This is a genomic window from Paraburkholderia phymatum (assembly GCF_038900715.1).
Taxonomy (GTDB): domain Bacteria; phylum Pseudomonadota; class Gammaproteobacteria; order Burkholderiales; family Burkholderiaceae; genus Paraburkholderia; species Paraburkholderia phymatum_A.
In genome coordinates this window covers 439,028-458,527 of the sequence record NZ_JAYMRZ010000003.1, presented here as the reverse complement: position 1 = coordinate 458,527, position 19,500 = coordinate 439,028, and the positions used below count along the sequence as shown (strand labels likewise).

The 19,500-nt window shown below is 62.2% G+C and carries 23 protein-coding genes; 9 read left to right on the top strand and 14 right to left on the bottom strand.

What is annotated here, in order from left to right; genetic code table 11:
• Positions 1–139: 139 nt before the first annotated feature.
• A complete protein-coding gene (locus VSR68_RS08390) occupies positions 140–985 on the top strand; it encodes a CHAD domain-containing protein (RefSeq protein WP_342939365.1) in 846 nt (281 codons plus the stop codon).
• A gap of 187 nt (positions 986–1,172) precedes the next feature.
• Here the strand turns inward: VSR68_RS08390 and VSR68_RS08385 are convergent, their stop codons facing one another.
• From VSR68_RS08385 to VSR68_RS08375, 3 genes are all read right to left on the bottom strand, one after another.
• The gene (locus VSR68_RS08385) at positions 1,173–1,364 is read right to left on the bottom strand and encodes a DUF3562 domain-containing protein (RefSeq protein WP_342939364.1); all 192 of its coding nucleotides are present in this window, start codon (positions 1,362–1,364) and stop codon (positions 1,173–1,175) included.
• A gap of 233 nt (positions 1,365–1,597) precedes the next feature.
• A complete protein-coding gene (locus VSR68_RS08380) occupies positions 1,598–1,942 on the bottom strand; it encodes a hypothetical protein (RefSeq protein WP_342939442.1) in 345 nt (114 codons plus the stop codon).
• Between the two features lie 92 nt (positions 1,943–2,034).
• On the bottom strand, positions 2,035–2,454 hold the full coding sequence (locus VSR68_RS08375; protein WP_342939363.1) for a secondary thiamine-phosphate synthase enzyme YjbQ: 420 nt from the start codon (positions 2,452–2,454) through the stop codon (positions 2,035–2,037).
• A 217-nt stretch (positions 2,455–2,671) separates the two neighbouring features.
• On the opposite strand from VSR68_RS08375, the gene VSR68_RS08370 reads away from it, so the two are divergent.
• Both VSR68_RS08370 and VSR68_RS08365 read left to right on the top strand, forming a co-directional pair.
• On the top strand, positions 2,672–2,938 hold the full coding sequence (locus VSR68_RS08370) for a cupin domain-containing protein (protein WP_342939362.1): 267 nt from the start codon (positions 2,672–2,674) through the stop codon (positions 2,936–2,938).
• A gap of 136 nt (positions 2,939–3,074) precedes the next feature.
• Positions 3,075–3,932 carry an oxidoreductase gene (locus tag VSR68_RS08365; protein ID WP_342939361.1) on the top strand — a complete coding sequence of 286 codons (858 nt, stop codon included), beginning with the start codon at positions 3,075–3,077 and terminating at the stop codon, positions 3,930–3,932.
• Here VSR68_RS08365 and VSR68_RS08360 read toward each other — a convergent pair whose 3' ends face one another.
• Together VSR68_RS08360 and VSR68_RS08355 are read right to left on the bottom strand one after the other, a co-directional pair.
• Complete coding sequence (locus VSR68_RS08360) at positions 3,933–4,607, bottom strand: antibiotic biosynthesis monooxygenase (RefSeq protein ID WP_342939360.1); 675 nt, start codon at positions 4,605–4,607, stop codon at positions 3,933–3,935.
• A gap of 15 nt (positions 4,608–4,622) precedes the next feature.
• Positions 4,623–5,015: a RidA family protein gene (locus tag VSR68_RS08355; RefSeq protein WP_342939359.1), complete on the bottom strand. Its 393-nt coding sequence runs from the start codon at positions 5,013–5,015 to the stop codon at positions 4,623–4,625.
• A 217-nt stretch (positions 5,016–5,232) separates the two neighbouring features.
• Here VSR68_RS08355 and VSR68_RS08350 point away from each other — a divergent pair, with 217 nt between their 5' ends.
• The gene (locus VSR68_RS08350; protein ID WP_342939358.1) at positions 5,233–5,709 is read left to right on the top strand and encodes a glycine zipper 2TM domain-containing protein; all 477 of its coding nucleotides are present in this window, start codon (positions 5,233–5,235) and stop codon (positions 5,707–5,709) included.
• An 87-nt stretch (positions 5,710–5,796) separates the two neighbouring features.
• Here the strand turns inward: VSR68_RS08350 and VSR68_RS08345 are convergent, their stop codons facing one another.
• Positions 5,797–7,335: an NADH-quinone oxidoreductase subunit M gene (locus VSR68_RS08345; protein WP_342939357.1), complete on the bottom strand. Its 1,539-nt coding sequence runs from the start codon at positions 7,333–7,335 to the stop codon at positions 5,797–5,799.
• A gap of 385 nt (positions 7,336–7,720) precedes the next feature.
• Here VSR68_RS08345 and VSR68_RS08340 point away from each other — a divergent pair, with 385 nt between their 5' ends.
• Positions 7,721–7,969 (top strand): hypothetical protein, encoded by a 249-nt coding sequence (locus VSR68_RS08340; protein ID WP_342939356.1) that lies wholly within the window; start codon positions 7,721–7,723, stop codon positions 7,967–7,969.
• 98 nt (positions 7,970–8,067) lie between these two features.
• Here VSR68_RS08340 and cyoD read toward each other — a convergent pair whose 3' ends face one another.
• Genes cyoD through cyoA form a run of 4 tightly spaced genes read right to left on the bottom strand, consistent with a single transcriptional unit; the run spans position 8,068 to position 11,926 of the window.
• Positions 8,068–8,403 (bottom strand): cytochrome o ubiquinol oxidase subunit IV, encoded by a 336-nt coding sequence (gene cyoD / locus VSR68_RS08335; RefSeq protein WP_342931486.1) that lies wholly within the window; start codon positions 8,401–8,403, stop codon positions 8,068–8,070.
• Entirely contained in the window at positions 8,404–9,009 is a 606-nt protein-coding gene (gene cyoC, locus VSR68_RS08330; protein WP_152768199.1) for a cytochrome o ubiquinol oxidase subunit III, read from the bottom strand. It lies immediately after the preceding gene.
• Positions 9,009–11,027 carry a cytochrome o ubiquinol oxidase subunit I gene (gene cyoB, locus VSR68_RS08325; protein ID WP_342939355.1) on the bottom strand — a complete coding sequence of 673 codons (2,019 nt, stop codon included), beginning with the start codon at positions 11,025–11,027 and terminating at the stop codon, positions 9,009–9,011. The genes cyoC and cyoB overlap by 1 nt, the downstream gene beginning before the upstream one ends.
• A gap of 2 nt (positions 11,028–11,029) precedes the next feature.
• Positions 11,030–11,926, bottom strand: a complete 897-nt coding sequence (gene cyoA, locus VSR68_RS08320) for a ubiquinol oxidase subunit II (protein ID WP_342939354.1) — start codon at positions 11,924–11,926, stop codon at positions 11,030–11,032.
• Between the two features lie 283 nt (positions 11,927–12,209).
• Between cyoA and VSR68_RS08315 the strand changes: the two genes are divergently transcribed.
• The 4 genes from VSR68_RS08315 to VSR68_RS08300 all read left to right on the top strand — a co-directional run bounded on the left by VSR68_RS08315 (position 12,210) and on the right by VSR68_RS08300 (position 15,459).
• Positions 12,210–12,629, top strand: coding sequence for a DUF1810 domain-containing protein (locus tag VSR68_RS08315; protein ID WP_342939353.1), 420 nt, complete (start codon positions 12,210–12,212; stop codon positions 12,627–12,629).
• Positions 12,630–12,815: 186 nt separating this feature from the next.
• Complete coding sequence (locus tag VSR68_RS08310; protein ID WP_342939352.1) at positions 12,816–13,268, top strand: transcriptional repressor; 453 nt, start codon at positions 12,816–12,818, stop codon at positions 13,266–13,268.
• A gap of 197 nt (positions 13,269–13,465) precedes the next feature.
• Positions 13,466–14,128 (top strand): response regulator, encoded by a 663-nt coding sequence (locus tag VSR68_RS08305; protein ID WP_342939351.1) that lies wholly within the window; start codon positions 13,466–13,468, stop codon positions 14,126–14,128.
• On the top strand, positions 14,125–15,459 hold the full coding sequence (locus VSR68_RS08300; RefSeq protein WP_342939350.1) for an ATP-binding protein: 1,335 nt from the start codon (positions 14,125–14,127) through the stop codon (positions 15,457–15,459). The genes VSR68_RS08305 and VSR68_RS08300 overlap by 4 nt, the downstream gene beginning before the upstream one ends.
• Before the next feature lie 34 nt (positions 15,460–15,493).
• Here the strand turns inward: VSR68_RS08300 and VSR68_RS08295 are convergent, their stop codons facing one another.
• From VSR68_RS08295 to VSR68_RS08280, 4 genes are all read right to left on the bottom strand, one after another.
• The gene (locus tag VSR68_RS08295; protein WP_342939349.1) at positions 15,494–16,945 is read right to left on the bottom strand and encodes a heavy metal sensor histidine kinase; all 1,452 of its coding nucleotides are present in this window, start codon (positions 16,943–16,945) and stop codon (positions 15,494–15,496) included.
• A complete protein-coding gene (locus VSR68_RS08290; protein WP_342939441.1) occupies positions 16,945–17,622 on the bottom strand; it encodes a heavy metal response regulator transcription factor in 678 nt (225 codons plus the stop codon). The genes VSR68_RS08295 and VSR68_RS08290 overlap by 1 nt, the downstream gene beginning before the upstream one ends.
• A gap of 170 nt (positions 17,623–17,792) precedes the next feature.
• Positions 17,793–18,656: an ABC transporter permease gene (locus VSR68_RS08285; RefSeq protein WP_342939348.1), complete on the bottom strand. Its 864-nt coding sequence runs from the start codon at positions 18,654–18,656 to the stop codon at positions 17,793–17,795.
• Between the two features lie 24 nt (positions 18,657–18,680).
• On the bottom strand, positions 18,681–19,478 hold the full coding sequence (locus VSR68_RS08280) for an ABC transporter ATP-binding protein (protein WP_342939347.1): 798 nt from the start codon (positions 19,476–19,478) through the stop codon (positions 18,681–18,683).
• Positions 19,479–19,500: the final 22 nt, after the last annotated feature.

Genomic DNA, 19,500 nt, shown 5'->3' with positions numbered 1-19,500 from the left:
GCTCAATAACGGCTCAATAGCGGCCCAATAACGGCTTCGAATGGCGGCTCAAAGCGCAGCCATAGAACGGCCGCATCGGGAACCTGATTTGCTCGTCGGTCATGACCGGGACCGAGTGCTCGCACAATCAGGGAATCCAATGAGAGTCGAAGCCAATACCAAAGCCAGTAGTGCAGTGCCGCACGACGGCACGGCCGAAGCCCATTTCTCTCACTATGCCGCGCCGCTGATCGACAGCGCGCTTGCTTGCGCGGCCGCGCTGCGCGCCAATCCGGATGCGGAAGTGCTGCACAAGCTGCGCGTTTCGTTGCGGCGCTTGCGCTCGTTGTTGTGGGCGTACCGTCCGCTACTCGACGAAACGTTCGACGCGCAGCAACGCGCGCTCTTCAAGTTCTTCGCGAGCGCGGCCGGCAAGACTCGCGATTGGGACATTCTGATCAGCTTGCTCGAAGAGACAGCCGACACGCAAGGCCAACCTCGCGAGGCGCTCAAAACGGCGCGTGCCAGGTCGCTCGACACGAGCCGCGAAACGCTCGCGCAGGCCAACGTGAAGAGCGCGCTACGCGATGCGCTCAAGGAAGCGAACCGCGAATTGAATACTGCGCACGATCGCACGCCGCTGCCGAAGTTCGCGCGCAAGCGGCTCGCGTCGGCGCAAAAGTCGATGAAGAAGCGCATGAAGCGAGCGGCGCATGCGAAGCGCTCGGACTATGCGTCCTATCACGAAGTGCGCAAGGCAGGGAAGAAGCTCCGCTATCTGATCGAGTTCTTCGAGCCGGTGCTAAAGAAAAAACAGGTGAAGTCCGTCAGTTCGCTGAAGAAGCTTCAGAAGCGCTTCGGCGAGTTGAACGACGTCGTCGCGAGCGAACAGTTGTTGCGCGACAACCAGAGTGTGTTTTCCGACGAAGCGTCAAGCGCTCGCGCGCTCGACTCGCTTGCGAAGGAACGCAAGCGCCGCATGCGAGCGGCAGCGAGGTTGTTATGACGGACGCAAACGATGCCGCTCGTGATGCCGCGTCGACACAAGAACGCTACCGGGTAGCGCTTCAACGTTCACACGTCATCATGTTCATGTCGATAGAAATGCAACCGGGTTGCGACGCGATGGATGCGCCGCACGACTGCATGGGCCGTGCCGTATTCGGGCGGGCCGCTTGACGTCCTGCGTCCTGTTAGTGCCCTGTTCGCGAACGCAGTGTCTCGCGCACGCGCTTCGCCGCGAAGAGCGGCACATAGTCGAAAATGCGCGCTTCGCGCTGATAGTCTTCGACGGCGTCGGTGTACATCTGCGATACGACTTCTTCGGGGCTGTCCGTGGATTCTGCTATTTCGTGCACGATCTTTCGCGAGTCGGCCGTCTTCATCCGGGTCTCCCATCATTCGGTCGGTAGTCGGGAGCTTGAATTGAAGAACACACGGCCGGTCACTGCCAATAGAACTTCGCAATCGATAGGCCCGGACCGGTGCCGTTGTACCGCAGCGCGCGAAGAATGCCTGATTGATCAGACAGATAGCGTTCGTGCCCAAGAACTTTTCCACAGGCCTGTGCACAGAAATTGTGGATAACACACGCCGAATCGACGACGAAACCCCGTCGTCATTGAAGCCATTTGCGTACGTCTTTTTCCCAGTCGGGCTCGCCGCAGCCTTTCGGGTTCTCGGGGCCGAGCACCGTGATATAGCCTCTGCTCTTCATGCACGATTCGTACGCGCGCACCTTTGTACACTGGCCCGGACCCGAATTCATCGCGACCGTTTTGCATTGCGCGATCGAATGGTCCATCGGCCCGAAGTCCATGTCGCTCGAACGGTTCAGCGTCGGCGCGTCCGCGCCCGCCGCCGAGAATTCGACGGGGCCCGTATGCGTGCAGGCCGTCACCAGCAGTGCGAGCGCTGCTGCCGTAAAACGTGCGTGCAGAACGTGGCGAACGCGGGCGCGCATTGTCATGGTTCGATTCCTTATTGATGATGCCGGCTCATAAACGAGTGCATTCAACGAATGACGGGACTCTCGTCGCGAAGAGCGAGGACGTTTCATTCGCCGATCAGATGCAGCACGATGTCGCGTTCCTGCGGCCGTGCGCGATGCTCGAACAGATAAATGCCCTGCCACGTGCCGAGCACCATGCGGCCGCGTTCGACGGGAATCGAGAGTTGCACTTGCGTCATTGCGGTGCGCAGATGTGCGGGCATGTCGTCGGGGCCTTCCGTGTCGTGCTCGTATCGGCCGGGGTCTTCGGGCGCGAGCATTGCGAAGTGCCGTTCGAGATCGCGTTGCACCGAAGGGTCCGCGTTCTCCTGAATCAACAGGGACGCCGACGTGTGCCTGCAAAACACGGACAGCATGCCCGTCTGCATCGACTCGTCGCGCACGAACGCGGCGACCTCCGCCGTGAAATCGAATAGCCCGCGAGCGCGCGCCCGCACGTTCAGATGTCGAATAGCCTGGCGCATGAATCGTTCTCCGTTGTGCCCATTATGTGGTGTCGTTGCGAAATGCAATGCCTGTCGACGAGTTTACCGCGCGCTTCGCGTTTCATCTTCTGCGGCTGGACGAGTCGCGGCACAGCGATTGCTGTGCGTTTCGCGCAGCCGCTTTCGCCTCGAAAAAGGGACTATGCTGGCGTTGCCGAATCGCTCGCCGTCGAACGGCAACTGAAAGGAGGCCGGCATGGAACGCGACGAATTCATCGACGCGCTGAAGCGCGAAGGCTTCGCCGAAATCGTGACCGTGACGCGCGATGCGCGCGACACGCTCGACGATCACGCTCATCCTTTCGAAGCGAAAGCGCTGATCCTGCACGGCGAGTTGACGTTGCGAACCGGCGATACAGAGCGCGTCTATCGGACGGGCGACGTATTTCATTTGCACGCAAACGAAAACCATTCGGAACGTTTCGGGCCAGACGGTGTTCAGTATCTGGTCGGCCGCAAGTGAAGGCAGTGGGAGTCCGCGGCGGTCGTGGCAGCCTCGCTGCAAGGTCCGCGTCGAGCCGTTAATATTTTTTGGACCGCGCATCGACGCGCGATGCGCGTGCGCGTTACCGATCACTTCACTTTCGAGGAGGCCCTGAATGACGACGACGCCCGTCTGGTTCATCACTGGCTGTTCAACCGGCTTCGGCAAGGAACTGGCCCGCGCGGTGCTTGCGCGCGGCTGGCGCTGCGTGGCGACGGCACGGCATGTCGCGTCGCTTGCGGATCTGGCCGAGCCCGGCAGCGATGCCGATGCGCGTCTGCTGCGCGTGAAGCTCGACGTGACGGACGACGCGCAGATCGCGGCTTCCGTCGACGCCGCGCAAGAGCGTTTCGGCGCGATCGACGTGCTCGTGAACAATGCGGGCTATGGCTATCAGTCGTCGGTCGAGGAGGGCGATGAGGAAGAGATACGCGCGCAGTTCGACGTCAACGTGTTCGGCCTCTTCGCGATGACGCGCGCGGTGCTGCCCGGCATGCGGGCGCGCCGCAACGGGCATGTGCTGAACATCACGTCGGTCGCGGGGCTCGTGGGCTTTCCGGGCTCGGGTTATTACGCGGCGACGAAGCACGCGGTCGAAGGCTGGTCCGATGCGCTCGCAACGGAAGCGGCGCCGCTCGGCATCCGCGTGACCTGCATCGAGCCGGGGCCGTTTCGCACAGACTGGGCGGGCCGCTCGCTCAAGCAGACGCCGAACCGCATCGACGACTACGTGGAGACGGCAGGCAAGCGCATGCAGGCGACGGCGCAGATCAGCGGCCATCAGCCCGGCGATCCGGCGCGCGCAGCCCAAGCAATGATCCGCATCACCGAAACGGACGAGCCGCCGCGTCACCTCGTGCTGGGCGCGTTCGGCGTCGATGCGGTGTCGAAGCGTCTGCATGCGGCGCTCGCCGATATCGACACATGGCGCGACACGAGCCTCGGCGCGGACTTTCCCGATGGCGCGAAGTAATCATTCAGGCTGCGGCGCGTCAGGATAGTATTGCGGCGCTTCGCGCCGGTCGTACATGCCGTAGTCGCGTATCACGCGCACGCTGCGCAGCCGGGCGCTGTCGGGCAGCGCGAGCGTTTTCGCGTAGCGTCTGGCAGCCTGCTCGTCGCGCCATGCCGTGAGAAGAATGACGTCTCCAGGTGTCAGCACTGCATCGAATACGTCCCACGAAACGAGGCCTGCTGCATCGGCATGCAGGCCCAATGCGATCGCCGCGTCGAGCGCGCTCGCCTGCTTCACCCATTCGGCTTCGCGGCGCGCGTCGATCAGCACGATTGTCGTCGCGTCGCCGGCTTGCGTTTCGTCGAGCCGCTGTTCCTCTATCGCGTAGCCTTCGGGCGGATGTGTGTCGCGTGTCACCTGGCCGACGCGCAGATGATAGTCACGAAGCGTCTGCGCGCGGCCCTTCTCCTGCATCCCATGATGCAGCGCTTGCGTGCGCCAGCGCACGAGCGCTTTTTCATCGCGCCAACCCGATAGCGACAGCAGCCACCCTTCGCGCGTGAGACTGCGATAGCGAATGTTGTCGATGAAACCATCGATCTGCTCCAGTTCCGGCTTCAGCCTTTTCGCATAGGCGAGATACGCGTCCCATTGATCGGCGTGCGGACGCACTTCGAACAGCACTGAAAACATCGTGTTCCCCCGTATTCAGATGGCCGCAATGCAATCGATTTCGATGTCGAAGTGCCCCGGCCACGCGGGCACGCAAACGAAAATGCGCGCGGGCGGATCTTTCGGGAAATAGCGCGCATAGATGGCATTGACGGTCGCGAACTGCTCGACGGAAGTGCAGTAGACATTGCACTTCAACACATTATCGAGCGACGAGCCCGCTGTCTCGACGCACAGCTTCAACTGTTCGAGCACGAGTTCCGTTTGACGTTCGAGCGGCGCATCGACAACTTCGCCCGTTGCCGGATCGAACGGCGGCAAGCCCGACACATAGATCGTGTCGCCGTGCCGCGTGACGACGGACGTCGGCGCCTTGAATCGTTCGAGCCAGCTCGACAGCGGTTCGACCCGTATGATCGCGCGTTTCATTGCGGTGCTCCTCGTGCGTGATGTCGGAGCCATCGTAACGCCATCGGCTGCGATGATGTTTCAGAGCCAAGCGAAATGACGGACGGGCACGAATGGACACGCATGCACGCAGTAACCTTCCTCATTCTTCGCTCATTCTTCAAGCCTACGATGCACCCATCGATTCAACGCGCAGCGCGCCGCACTATCCGGCGTGTTGTGATGAGAGGGGAAAATCATGAACAGGTCATGGGTCAAGGCATGTGCATCGGTACTCGTCGTTTCGGTCGCGCTGAGCGGCTGTGCGACATTCGACGGGGCGGCCAATGTCTATTCGGCGTCGCAGGCGCAGCGTGAAGAGACGGTGCGCTTCGGCACCGTCGAAAGCGTGCGCGGCGTCACCATCGATGCGAGCAACGGACAGCCCGGCGTACTCGGCGCGCTGGGCGGCGGGCTCCTTGGCGCAGTCGCGGGAAGCGCGATCGGCGAAGGACACGGCTCGCTGCTGTCGGGCGTCATCGGAGGCATCGCGGGCGCGGTGGCGGGCGATCAGGTGCAGAACCATTTCGCGCAGAAGCACGGCGTCGACATCACTGTGCGGCTCGACGACGGCTCGCTGCGCGCCGTGACGCAAAGCGTCGACGGTGCGGTGTTCCATGCGGGCGAGCGCGTCCGGCTGCTGTCGAGCGGCGGCGTGACGCGCGTGACAGCCTGAACGACGCGCGACGCTCAAAAGCAAAACGGCCTCGCAATGCGAGGCCGTTTCACGTTTCGTTCAGGCAACCAATGCAGGCAATCGCGCTCAACCCGGCAGGCGATTCGCAACGGCCACCGTCGCGTGATTGTTCGATGCGACGCCCGTGCCCGTCGGCAGCGCGGAGCCTTGCGCCTGCGCGACGAGATTTTCCGCGGACGGGCCGATCGCGTCGGTGAACGTCTTCGGATGCACGCCGATCGCGAGCACCAGCACGGCCATTGCGCCGAGCAGCACGAACTCGCGCTTGCACAGATCGCGCAGGTTCGCGACGCGCGTGTTGCGGATCGCGCCGAACATCACGCGCTTGTACATCCACAGCGTGTACGCGGCGCTCAGGATCAGCGTCAGCGCAGCCGTCGCGCCGATCCAGAAGTTGAAGCGGATCGCGCCCATCAGCACGAGAAATTCGCCGACGAAGCCCGACGTGCCCGGCAGGCCGACGTTCGCCATCGAGAACAGCATCGCGAACGTCGCGAGCTTCGGCATCGAGTTGGCGACGCCGCCATAGGCATCGATCGCGCCGCTCTTCGTGCGGTCGAACAGCATGCCCGTGCACAGCAGCATCGCGCCCGCCACGACGCCATAAGACAGCATCTGCACGACCGCGCCTTCTGTGCCCATACGGTCGAACGTGAAGAGGCCCAGCGTGACGAGGCCCATGTGCGCGACGGCGGAGTAAGCGAGCAGTTTGCGCATGTCGGTTTGCGCGAGCGCGAGCAGGCTGCCGTAGATCACGGCGACGAGCGACAGCGCGATCATCGCGGGCGCGAAGAAGTGACACGCGTCCGGCACGATGGGCAGCGCGAAACGCAGCAGGCCGTAGCCGCCCATCTTCAGCATGCCGAGCAGCACGGCCGCGCCAGTCGGGCCGTCCGAGTGCACGTCGGGCAGCCACGTGTGGACGGGCCACATCGGCACCTTCACCGAGAACGCAGCGAGGAAGCCGATGAACACCAGCAGCTGCGGCGTGAAGTCGAGCTTCAGCGCGCGCCACGCGGCGATGTCGAATGTGTGCGACTGCGCCCACAGATAGATCAGCGCGGCGAGCATCGCGAGCGAGCCGACCAGCGAAAAGAAGAAGAAACGCACGGCCGCATAGACGCGGCGCTTTTCGCCCCACGTGCCGATCAGCAGATAGAGCGGAATCAGCGAGGCTTCGAAGAAGACGAAGAACAGCATGCCGTCGAGCGACGCGAACACGCCCTGCATGCAGCCCGACAGCAGCAGGAACGCGCCGTAGTACTGCGCGACGCGCTTAGTGACCGTTTCCCACGACGCGATCACGATGATCAGCGTCGTCACCGACGTCAGCACCGTGAACCACAGCGAGATGCCGTCGACGCCGAGGTGATACGAGATGCCGAAGTCGGGCAGCCAGCGCAGCTGTTCGGAGAACTGCATCGTCGCCAGCGACGAATCGAAGCCCGACACGAGCGGGATGACGGGCAGGATGCTCACGGCCGCGCCCACGAGCGCGAGCCAGCGCGTGCGGTTCGGTGCGCTTTCGGAGCCGGTGGCCAGCACGACGAGGCCGGCAAGGATCGGGACCCAGATCAGGAGGTCGAGGACGGATGGGAAGTGCATTTACTCGATCGACGCGAATAGCAGGCCCTCGCCTGAAAAGGCGAAGGGAGAAAAAACCTTACATGGACATTTCGACGGTCGGCCCCTGAGCGGAGCGGGACGATGCGCAGACTTGCGCACGCGCTTAACCAAAACGCATGAGGCGGTCAGGGTTAACGAGCATACATCAAAACAATAATGTTGCGCTGCCACAAGAGCCAATTTAATTTGTTGCAGAACTCGCTATTGACATTGATCTGCTGGCCTGAACAGGCAGTTTGCGATGCACAAAAAACCGGCCGTGGAAGCGCTTCCACGCGATCGAACTCAACGTCTGCTTACAGGGCTTGCCCTAGATTGAAGCGGCTGTTGTTCGCGATACGCTTAAGTCGCGAGGAGACGAAACATGAGAAAGGCTTTTCACATCGCTGTTATTGCCGTTTTAGCCTGGCTGGTTGCGGACCGGGCGCTTCTGCACGCGCAGGCTCGCGAAGCCAGCACGTTTGCTTGCGCTCAGGGCGCGGAGCAGGTGAAGCTGGATGCGCTAGGGCGGGGATTCGACGATGCTGCCGCGAGCAGCCAGGGCGAGGCGTTCAGGTCGGGGTGTCTAGTGACGGGACGCGGCCGTCCAACGGAGATGCTGGCGCGCAACTGATCAATGCGCCGGCTGATGCAGAGATAACGCGGAAGAGCAGGGGAACGTGCCGGCTGCACGATACGGCGTGTGCAACCGGCATCGGGCGATGTGCGCGCTTAACGCGACATCATGTTCATGCTGACGTTATGCATGACCCACAGCGTGCCGCCGATCACGATCACGGCGGTCAGCACGGTGTATGCGAACGCCGTCAGGTTCCAGCGCTGGCTCGACGAGCCGTTCATGTGCAGGAAGAAAATCACGTGCACGATGATCTGCACGAGGCCGAGGCCCGCGATCGCGTAGATCGCCTGCGTGCCCGTCAACGCGCCCGTCAGCACCACGCCGAACGCGGCTGCCGTCAGGATGACGGCCAGCACGAAGCCGATCATGTAGCTGCCGAAGCTGCCGTGGTTTTCTTCCGAATGTGACGAGTGAGAATGGCTGCTCATTTAGATCACGCTCGCAAGATAGACAAACGAAAAGACACCAATCCACACGATGTCCAGGAAGTGCCAGAAGAGGCTCAGGCACGTCAGGCGGCGCAGTTCGCGTTCGCCGAGATCGTGCGCGCGCACCACCTGGACCATCATCACGATCATCCACAGCAGACCGGCCGAGACGTGCAGGCCGTGCGTGCCGACCAGCGTGAAGAACGCCGACAGGAACGCGCTGCGGTCCGGGCCTGCGCCTTCCGCGATCAGATGCGAGAACTCGCGCACTTCGAGCACGACAAACGCCGCGCCGAGCACGAACGTCACCGCGAGCCACAAGAGCGTCGCGCTCTTGTTGTTCTTGTGCGCGCCCAGCATCGCGAAGCCGTACGTGATGCTCGAGAACAGCAGGATTGCCGTCTCGATCGCGACGCCCGGAATCTCGAACAGGTCTTTGCCGCTCGGACCGCCGGCGAACTGATGGCTCATCACTGCAAACGTCGCGAACAGCGCCGCGAACAGAATGCAGTCGGTCATCAGATACAGCCAGAAGCCAAACACCGAATGGGACGGCGCGTGTTCCGCGTCGTGATGCGGCTCCGCAAGAATAGCTTTTTGAAGCATCAGGCAATCTCCTCAGGCTCGGGCATGCGCTTGGCCGCGCCTGCACCTGCACCCGATCCGGCGCCGTGGCGCTCTTCGATCAGTTGAACCGTATCGGCCGGGATGTAGTAGTCGGTGTCGTTATCGAAGCTGCGGGCGATCACGGTTGCAATCGCACCGATGAAGCTCGCGATCGCGAGCCACCAGATGTGCCACGTCAGCGCGAAGCCCAGCACGAGGCTGAACCCGCCGATCCACACACCGGCGCTCGTGTTCGACGGCATATGGATGTCGCGGTACACGGGCTCGCTGCGCTCGACCTTGCGGCGTGCCTTGATCTCGACGAATGCGTCGAGCTCGCGCACGATGGGCAGCGTCGCGAAGTTGTAGATCTGCGGCGGCGAGGTCGTCGCCCATTCGAGCGTGCGGCCACCCCACGGATCGCCCGTCAGGTCACGGTTTTCCGGCTTGTTGCGATCGCGGATCGACACGACGAGTTGCAGCAGCTGGCATGCGATACCGATTGCGACGAGCACGGCGCCCACTTCGGCGACGAGCAGCCACGGATGCCATGCCGGGTTGTCGTAGTGGTTCAGACGACGCGTCATGCCCATGAAGCCGAGCACGTACAGCGGCGTGAACGCGACCCAGAAGCCGATCTGCCAGAACCAGAATGCTGCCTTGCCGAGTTTCTCGTTGAGCTTGAAGCCGAAGGCTTTCGGGAACCAGTAGTTCATGCCCGCGACGTAGCCGAACAGCACGCCGCCGATGATCACGTTGTGGAAGTGAGCGATCAGGAACAGGCTGTTGTGCAGCATGAAGTCCGCGCCCGGAATCGCCAGCATCACACCCGTCATGCCGCCGATCGTGAACGTGACCATGAAGCCGACCGTCCACAGCACAGGCGTCGTGAACTCGATGCGGCCCTTGTACATCGTGAACAGCCAGTTGAACACCTTCACGCCCGTCGGGACCGCGATGATCATCGTCGCAATGCCGAAGAACGCGTTGACGTCAGCACCCGAGCCCATCGTGAAGAAGTGGTGCAGCCACACGAGGAACGACAGGACCATGATCGCGCATGTCGCCCACACCATCGTCTTGTAGCCGAACAGCGGCTTCTTCGCGAACGTCGCGATGACTTCCGAGAAGATGCCGAACGCCGGCAGGATCAGGATGTAGACCTCGGGGTGGCCCCATGCCCAGATCAGGTTCAGGTACAGCATCGCGTTGCCGCCGGCTTCGTTCGTGAAGAAGTGCATGCCGAGGTAACGGTCCAGGCCGAGCAGCGCGAGCGCGACGGTCAGGATCGGGAACGAAGCCATGATCAGCACGTTCGCGCAGAGCGAAGTCCACGTGAACACGGGCATCTTCATCAGCGTCATGCCGGGGGCGCGCATCTTGATGATGGTCACGAAGAAGTTCACGCCTGTCAGCAGCGTACCGATACCCGAGAGCTGAATGCTCCACAGGTAGTAGTCGACGCCGACGCCGGGACTGAACTGCAACTCGGACAGCGGCGGATACGCGAGCCAGCCGACTTGCGCGAATTCGCCGATCAGCAGCGAGATGTTGATCAGGACCGCGCTGATCGCCGTCATCCAGAACGACAGCGAGTTCAGGAACGGAAACGCGACGTCGCGCGCGCCGATCTGCAGCGGAACGATGATGTTCATCAGGCCGACCATGAAGGCCATCGCCATGAAGAAGATCATGATCACGCCGTGCGCCGTGAAGATCTGGTCGTAGTGATGCGGCGGCAGATAGCCGGGCGCGTGATACGCGAGCGCAAGTTGCGTGCGCATCATGATCGCGTCGGCGAAACCGCGCAGCAGCATGATGAGGGCGACGATGATGTACATCACGCCGAGCTTCTTGTGGTCGACGGACGTGAGCCATTCGGTCCACAGATAGCGCCACTTGCCGAAATACGTGATTGCGCCGAGCACGGCGAGCGCGCCGAGGATCATGCCCGCGCCGGCGACCATGATGATCGGCTCGTGATACGGAATGTCCGCGAGGGTTAATTTACCGAACATGCTTACCCCTTGGTCCCGTTAGGCCCACAGTTCGCGTCCTTCATGTTGTCGACGACGTGACCGTTGTTGTAGCGGGCGACGATGTTGTTGAAGAGCTTGGGATCGACCGACGAGAAGTACGACACAGGCGCCTTCTCTTCAGGCTGCGCCACCTTGTAGTAGCGGTCCATGTTGAGGTGATCCGTCGATGCGCGAACCTTCGCGACCCATGCGTTGAAGTCTTCAGGCGTTTCGGCGAGCGTGCGGAACTTCATGTCCGAGAAGCCCTTGCCGCTGAAGTTGGCCGACGCGCCGGCATAGTCGCCGACTTCGTTCGCCTGAAGGTGCAGACGCGTCTGCATGCCTGCCATCGCGTAGATCTGGCCGCCCAGTTGCGGGATGAAGAACGAGTTCATCACCGTGTCGGACGTGATGCGGAAATTCACCGGCGTACCGACGGGAATCGCCAGCTGGTTCACGGAAGCGATGCCCAGATCCGGATAGATGAAGAGCCACTTCCAGTCGAGCGCGACGACTTCGACGGTGATCGGCTTCACGTTCGATTCCAGCGGCTTGTACGGGTCGAGCTCGTGCGTGCTCTTCCACGTCAGGACGGCGAGGAACAGAATGATCAGCGCGGGGATCGTCCACACGGCCACTTCGATCGCGGTCGAATGCGCCCAGTCCGGACGGTATTCGGCCGACTTGTTCGAAGCGCGATAGCGCCAGGCGAACAGCAGCGTCAGGAGGATGACGGGAATCACGACGATCAGCATCGTCCACGTCGAAGTTGCGATCAGCGACTTCTCGGCGGCGCCGATGGGGCCTTTCGGCATGAGCACTTCAAGGTTGCACCCCGATAGCAGGAACGCCGGGGCAATTGAAACGAGACCGACTAACCGGCCCGCGATTTTTTTCATCGTCGCGGCCCTCTCTACAAAATCAAACAAACGAACGCTTGCATTTCCTTGCTCCTTTTATAAGCGCTCGCATAATACGAAGAACACGTGTTGCAGTACAGCACTTTGATGCGAACGAACTATTGCGTGATAAGCGGTGAGACATAGTGTCGCAATGCCGCATTTTTGGGATTTCCGGGGCATTTGCGCGGCCGGAAAAATGGGTTTGAAAGTTGTTTGTAGGGAATTGACGGACATGCCGGATGCATCGCGAGCGGCATGTGAGAGAACTACGGAGGACGCGATGGACGATCAGTTCGACCTTCGGCGTTTTGTCGACGCTCAGGCCCCGATTTATGCGCAGGCGCTAGCGGAATTGCGCGCCGGACGCAAGCAAAGCCATTGGATGTGGTACGTGTTTCCGCAGATTCAGGGGCTCGGCGAGAGCCAAATGGCCCAAAAATTTGCGATTACCTCATTGGCCGAAGCTGTCGCATATTTGCAACATCCGGTGCTCGGTCCCCGGTTGAGGGAGGCGGCACAAGCGGTCAATGAAGTCGAAGGGGCGACGATCGAGAGCATCTTCGGCTACCCGGACTATTTGAAGTTCCGTTCGTCGATGACCTTGTTTTCGAAGGCGGCGCCAGGCGACCCGGTATTCGCGAATGCATTGGCGAAGTACTTCGATGGCGAGCCGGACGAGCGGACACTGCGGCTCATCTGAACGTGATTCGACGCGGCTTGCGTCTCGCGCGCGAAGCCGCGTCCATTGCGCGGATCAGCCCGCGCAGCATCGTTGCGCACCCGTCATCGCATCAGCGCCGATAAGCGATTCTTAAGGTTCGCACAGCGACAATGTCGCGTCGCGAAGCCCGCTACGAGGCTTTGCCCATCATGACGGGGCACATACATGATTGCGATCTACGCGGCGTTGAAAACGGCTGGCTTGCGTCCGACGTCGAGCCGGGCTGCCGTACTCAAGCTCTTCCACGATTTTCCGAATGAGCACTTCGGCGCGGACCAGGTGTTCCGCAAGCTGTCGCAGGATACGGAAGCGTGCAGTCTCGCGAGCGTTTATCGTGCGCTCGCGCAATTGCATGAGGCCGATCTCATCTCCAGTGCGTCCCTTGGCGACGCGCGCATCGTCTATGAACTGAATCGCGGGAAGCGCCACTATCACCTCGTCTGCAATCGTTGCGGGCGCATCCAGGACGCGTACGATCCGGGCCTCGAAGAGCAGCAGGCCAAGATCGCAGCCGAGCATCACTTTCACTACGCCAGTTCCAATCTGGTGATCTTCGGCCGCTGCGACGAATGCGTGGGCTTGCCCGTCGAATCGGCGCGGCGGGCGGGCGCTAGCTGACGCATTCGTTTCGAACCATCTTTCACGTCGCGTCGCCGTCATGGCGACGCGTCTTTATCGACGACTGAAGCAGCACGACCGGCATCTGCACGCGGATTGCTCCGATCGTTGCGTCGGCATGGCGCGCCGCCCGGATCGCTAAGGGCGCGTTAAGCTAATGGCGCCGACAATGGCGGCTATTCAGGAGAAACAGCGCGATGCGTTTGCTGCTGGTGGAAGATGACGAGATGATCGGCGAGCCTGTCGTGGAGACGATGCGGCGCGCCGGCTATGCGATCGATTGGGCGCACGACGGACGCGAAGCCGAGCTGTCGCTGGACCACGACGTCTACGATCTGGTTCTGCTCGATCTCGGCTTGCCGAAGGCCGATGGCATCGATGTGCTCAACCGCTACCGGCGGCGCGGCGGCAGCGCGCCCGTGATCATCCTGACGGCGCGCGATGCCGTCGAAAGCCGCATCGTCGGACTCGACGCGGGCGCCGACGATTACCTCGTCAAGCCATTCGATCTCGACGAGCTTGCAGCACGCGTGCGCGCGCTGCTACGCCGCCGCACGGGGCACACCAATCCTGTCTATGCGCACGGCGATCTGACGCTGAACCCCGCCACGCATGAAGCCACGCTCAACGGCGAACTGCTTTCGCTCGTGCCGCGCGAATTCAGCCTGTTGCAGGCGCTAATCGAAGAACCGATGCGTGTCTTCACGCGCCCCGAGCTCGAAGAGAAACTGTACGGCTGGGGCGAGGAAGTGGGCAGCAACACGATCGAAGTACATGTGCACAGCTTGCGTCGCAAGATCGGCGCGGATCAGATCGTGACGGTGCGCGGCGTCGGCTATCGGCTGAAGAGGTGCGAGTGACATCGATCCGGCGCTGGCTGCTGGGCTGGCTGATTGCCGGGCTGGCCGCGGCGGCGCTGATCGCGGGTTACGGCATCTTCTATACCGCGCGCGTCGAGGCGAGCGAACTCTTCGATTACGAGTTGCGCACGGTCGCGCTTTCCGTGCCCGCGAACATCAGCAGTGTCGATACGCTGACGCACAGTACGCCGGACTTCGAAGGCCTTTCCGACGATCGTCTCTTCATCGAGGTCTGGGACCAGGCGGGCAAGAGCATCTACAAGTCGCTGGACGGTATCGACCTTCAGCGCTTTCCCGCGGGCCTTCGCACGATCGAGCGCGATGAGTATCACTGGCGCGTGTTCGGCGTTCAGGAGGGCGACCGCTTCGTGCAGGTTGCGCAGCCTGTGTCCGTGCGCGACGACCTTGCGCTGCGGCTCGCATTGCGCACGCTATGGCCATTGGCATTGCTCATTCCCGCGATCATTCTGATCGTGCTGTTCGTCGTGGGACGTGGGCTTGCGCCGCTCGGCAGCATTTCGCGCGCGCTCGCGACGCGTTCGTTCGATTCACTGGAACCGTTGCGTCTCGATGGGCGCATGCCCGTCGAAATGAAGCCGCTCGTCGATGCGCTCAATGACTTGCTGAATCGCCTGAACATCGCCTCGCAGTCGCAGCGCACGTTCGTCGCCGATGCCGCGCACGAGTTGCGGTCGCCGCTTGCCGCGCTGAAATTGCAGTTGCAGGCGGCGGAGCGCGACGGTTCGCTGGTCGGCAGCAAGCAGACATTCGCGCGCATCGAAGGGCGCCTGAACCGGCTGATTCATCTCGTGCATCAGTTGCTGACGCTCGCGCGCGAGGACGCGCAGCGCAGCGCGCGGTTCGAGCCGGTGAGCCTGCGCCGACTGTGTGAGCGCACGGTCGGCGATTTTTCGCTGCTTGCGGAGGCGAGGCAAATCGATCTCGGTCTGGAATGCCATCACGCTCGTGATGCCGACGACGCCTACAAGGTTCGCGCGGAAGCGCAAGGCATCGAGGTGCTGCTCAACAATCTGATCGACAACGCGATTCGCTATACGCCGCCAGGCGGCAAGGTCGACGTGATCCTGTCGCGCAACAGCGCGGACATCAGCGTCGGCGTGTCGGACAGCGGCCCGGGCATTCCGGAGGCCGAGCGCGAGCGTGTGTTCGACCGCTTCTATCGCAGCGCGGGGACCAAGGAGCATGGCAGCGGACTCGGGCTCGCGATTGCGCTGAAGATCGCGCAGCGGCATCACGCGGTGCTTCGGATGGAGAACGATGAAGAGCGGTCGGGGCTGCGGGTTACGTTGGCGGGGTTGCGGGGGGAGTAGGGGTTTGGGTTTGCTTGCATCGCTTTCTGGATGATCACGGAAACCCCAACACAAACCGCGTCCCGCTCGCATCGCTTTCCGCATGCACCGTGCCGCCATGCAGATCCATGATCGTGCGCACGATCGCGAGCCCGAGGCCTGTCGATCCCGTCGATCCCTGCGACGAGCGCGATGAACTCAACGAACTGCGCGACGGATCGATGCGATAGAAGCGATCGAAAATCCGCTCCAGGTGTTCGGGCGCAATCGGCTCGCCTTCGTTCGACACCGTCACGCGCACGCGATCGTCTATCCGATGCGCGTCGAGCACGACCTCCTTGCCGCGCGGTGTGTAGCGCAACGCGTTGGCGAGCAGATTGCTGACCGCGCGGCGGAACAGTTCGAGATCGGCGGTGAGCATCGCCGAGCCCGTCACGCGTATGCGCACGTCGGCATCTTCGGCGACGCCCTCGAAGTATTCGCCGATATGCGTCAGCTCCTGCACGGCATCGAATACACGCATGTGCTTGACGAACTGCGGATGCTCCGCGCGCGCGAGGAACAACACATTCTCGATCATTCGCGACAGCCGCTCGCATTCCTCCAGGTTGGATGCGAGCAGCGCTTCGTACTCGTCGGCGGAACGCGGACGCGCGAGCGCGACTTCCGTTGCGCCGCGCATGTTGGCGAGCGGCGTGCGCATGTCGTGCGCGAGGTCCGCCGTGAAGCGCGACATCTGCTTGAAGCCGTGGTCCATGCGTTCGAGCATCGCGTTGAGCGTCGTCACCAGCGTTTCGAGTTCGCGCGGCACGCTCGTGACGGCGATACGCGTGTTCAGGCGGTTGACGGTGACTTCGCTCGCGCTCGCCGCGATATCGCGCACGGGCCGCATCGCCGCGCGTATCAGCAGATAGCTCAGCACCGTCGTCAGAATCACGCCGATGATGCCGCAGATTTTCAGCGTATCGCGATAGTGATCGAGCAGCGCATAGCGGTCGCTCATGTTGCGCGCGATCACGATGCTGACCATCTCGCCGTCGCGAAGCTTCGCATCCGTGGCGATGCCGCGTATCGGCGAGCCCGTCCTGTTCGTCCAGCCGGCAATCGATGCCTCCGTGATGCGCGCCGTTTCGGGCACTCGCGCAATGGAGCGCCCGGCGGACAGAATCGAGTTGTCGCCGACGGGCATCGCCGTGCCGATCGTGCTCACCACATTGTGTTCGATCGCGAGTTGCCCGTCGGGATCGAACACTTCCATCGACATACCCGGATTGCCCAGCACGATGCTCGTGATACGGTCGCCATGCTCGCGAATGCCCGCCGTCGTATCGATCTCTGTCGCGAGGCGGCGAGCGTGGCGCGCGGCGAGCACGATGCTCATGTCATCCTGCGAGCTGACTTCACGTTCCAGCGCGCGATAGAGAAAGTTGCCGACCAGCACGAACACCGCGAGCGTCGTCGCGCCGAATGCGAGCGCGAGCGTGGCGGTGATCGAGCGGCCGCGCATCAGGCCGGTTCCTTGATTTCGAGTACATAGCCGACGCCGCGCACCGTGTGAATCAGCTTGACGGGGAAGTTGTCGTCGACCTTGCTGCGCAAACGGCGAATCGCGACTTCGACGACGTTCGTGTCGCTGTCGAAATTCATGTCCCACACGTACGACGCAATCTGCGTGCGGCTCAACACTTCGCCGTGGCGGCGCGCGAGCAGTTGCAGCAGCGAGAACTCGCGCGGCGTGAGATCGATGCGCAGTCCGCCGCGCTTGACGCGCCGCCGGTTCACATCCATTTCGAGGTCGCCGATTCTGATCAGCTCGCTCTCGCGCGGCGGGCCGCGTCGCGCGAGCGTGCGCACGCGCGCGAGCAGTTCGACGAATGCAAAGGGCTTGACGAGATAATCGTCGGCGCCGAGTTCGAGTCCACGCACGCGGTCGTCGACGTCATCGCGCGCGGTGAGAAAGAGCACAGGCGTGGTGCGCGTCGCGCGCAGCGTCTTCACGACGGTCCAGCCGTCCATCCACGGCAGCATCACGTCGAGAATGATGACGTCGTAGTCCTCCTCTTGCGCGAGGATCAGCCCGTGTGAACCGTCGTTCGCCACTTCGACCGAATAGCCGGATTCTTCCAGCCCTTTCTTCAAATAGGCGGCCGTTTTCGGCTCGTCTTCGATCACGAGGATGCGCATCGCCATGCTCCGCTGCAGATTGATTTTTAATCATACCGGCATGGGGACGAGGGCTGATTACATTTCGGTAATGTGCGGATGCCCGTGCGTGGACAAGCCGTGCGAATAAAAAAAGCGCCTCCCAAAGGAGGCGCTCAATTGCAACAACACAACCACTGCGAGAAATTCAATCAGCTGATATTCGGCCGCCATTTCAGCAAGCGCTGCTCGACGGCCGTCAGCAGATAATCGGCGGCCAATGCGACGACGGCCAGCACGATCATCGCCGCGAACACGCCGCTTGCATTGAACGCGCCTTGCGCCGTCGAGATCAGCAGGCCGATGCCCTGCTTCGAGCCAAGAAATTCGCCGACGACGGCACCGACCAGCGCGAAGCCGAAGCTCACGTGCAGGCTCGCGAGAATCCAGCTCAGCGCCGACGGAATCACCACGGAAGTCGTCACCTGGCGGCGCGACGCGCCCAGAATCTGCGCGTTCGCGATCATGTAGCGGTCCGCTTCACGCACGCCCTGGAACGCATTCGCGAACACGACGAAGAACACCATCACGACGGCGAGCGCCACTTTCGACGCCATCCCGAGACCGAGCGCAATCACGAACACCGAGCCGAGCACCACGCGCGGAATCGAGTTGGCGATCTTGATGTAGAGGCTGAACACATCGGAGAGCAGCTTGTTGCGTCCCAGCACGATGCCGCAGAACACGCCCGCGACCGAGCCGATGATGAAGCCGAGCCCCGTCTCTTCGAGCGTGACCCATACCTGCGTGAGCAGCGGCCCTTGCGACGTGCCGTTCACGAACCAGTCGACGATCTGCTCGAAGATCGCCGAAGGCATCGAGAAGAAGAACGGATCGATCCACTTGAGGCGCGCCGACAGTTCCCAACCGCCGAGCACGATCACAAGGACGGCGATGCGAAGCCCGATCACGAGCGCGTTGCGTTGACGGATGCGCTTTTGCGCGATGCGTTCGACCTGCGCGAGCGAACTGGCGTCGAGGCCGGCAGGTATCATTTGTTGAGGCGTAGTAGACATTGAGCGAGCTCCAGCCTGATTGAATTAACCGATCTGCACTTCTTCGCGCAGGTCGTGCCAGATGTCGCGCGAGATTTCGATGAAGCGCGGGTCATAGCGGACTTCCGACGTGATGCGCGGACGCGGCAGATCGATCTCGTAGACCTTCTTCAGCGTCGCGGGCCGCGCCGTCAGCACGAACACGCGGTCCGCGAGCGCGATTGCTTCTTCGAGATCGTGCGTGACGAACACGACCGAGCCCGCATTCGCCGACCACAACTGCAGCAGCTCGTCCTGCATCAGCGTGCGCGTCTGCATGTCGAGCGCGGAAAACGGCTCGTCCATCAACAGGATTTCCGGCTTGTTGATGAACGTCTGCGCGAGCGCGACGCGCTTCCTCATGCCGCCCGACAACTGATGCGGATAGTGCTTGCCGAACTTGTCGAGCCCGACGCGGCGCAGCCATTCGTTCGCCTCGTCATATGCGGCCGATTTCGAGCGGCCGCGATAGAGCGGACCGGCCGCCACGTTATCGAGCACCGAGCGCCACGGAAACACGGCATCGGCCTGGAACACGAAGCCGATGCGCGGATCGATGCCGTCGACGGGCGCGCCCATCACGCACACTTCGCCCGTCGTCGGCTTGAGCAGCCCCGTGATCATGCTGAGCGTCGTGGACTTGCCGCAGCCCGTCGGTCCAACGACGGCGACGAACTCGCCCTTCGCCACCGACATGCTGAAATCGCGCAATGCGACCGTCGCCTTGCCGTCCGGTGAAATGAACCGGCACGATACGTTGCGCAACTCGATAGCCGGTGCGCCGTGTGGCCTGGATTGATTCATCGCGTGCTGCCTCTTTCCTTGC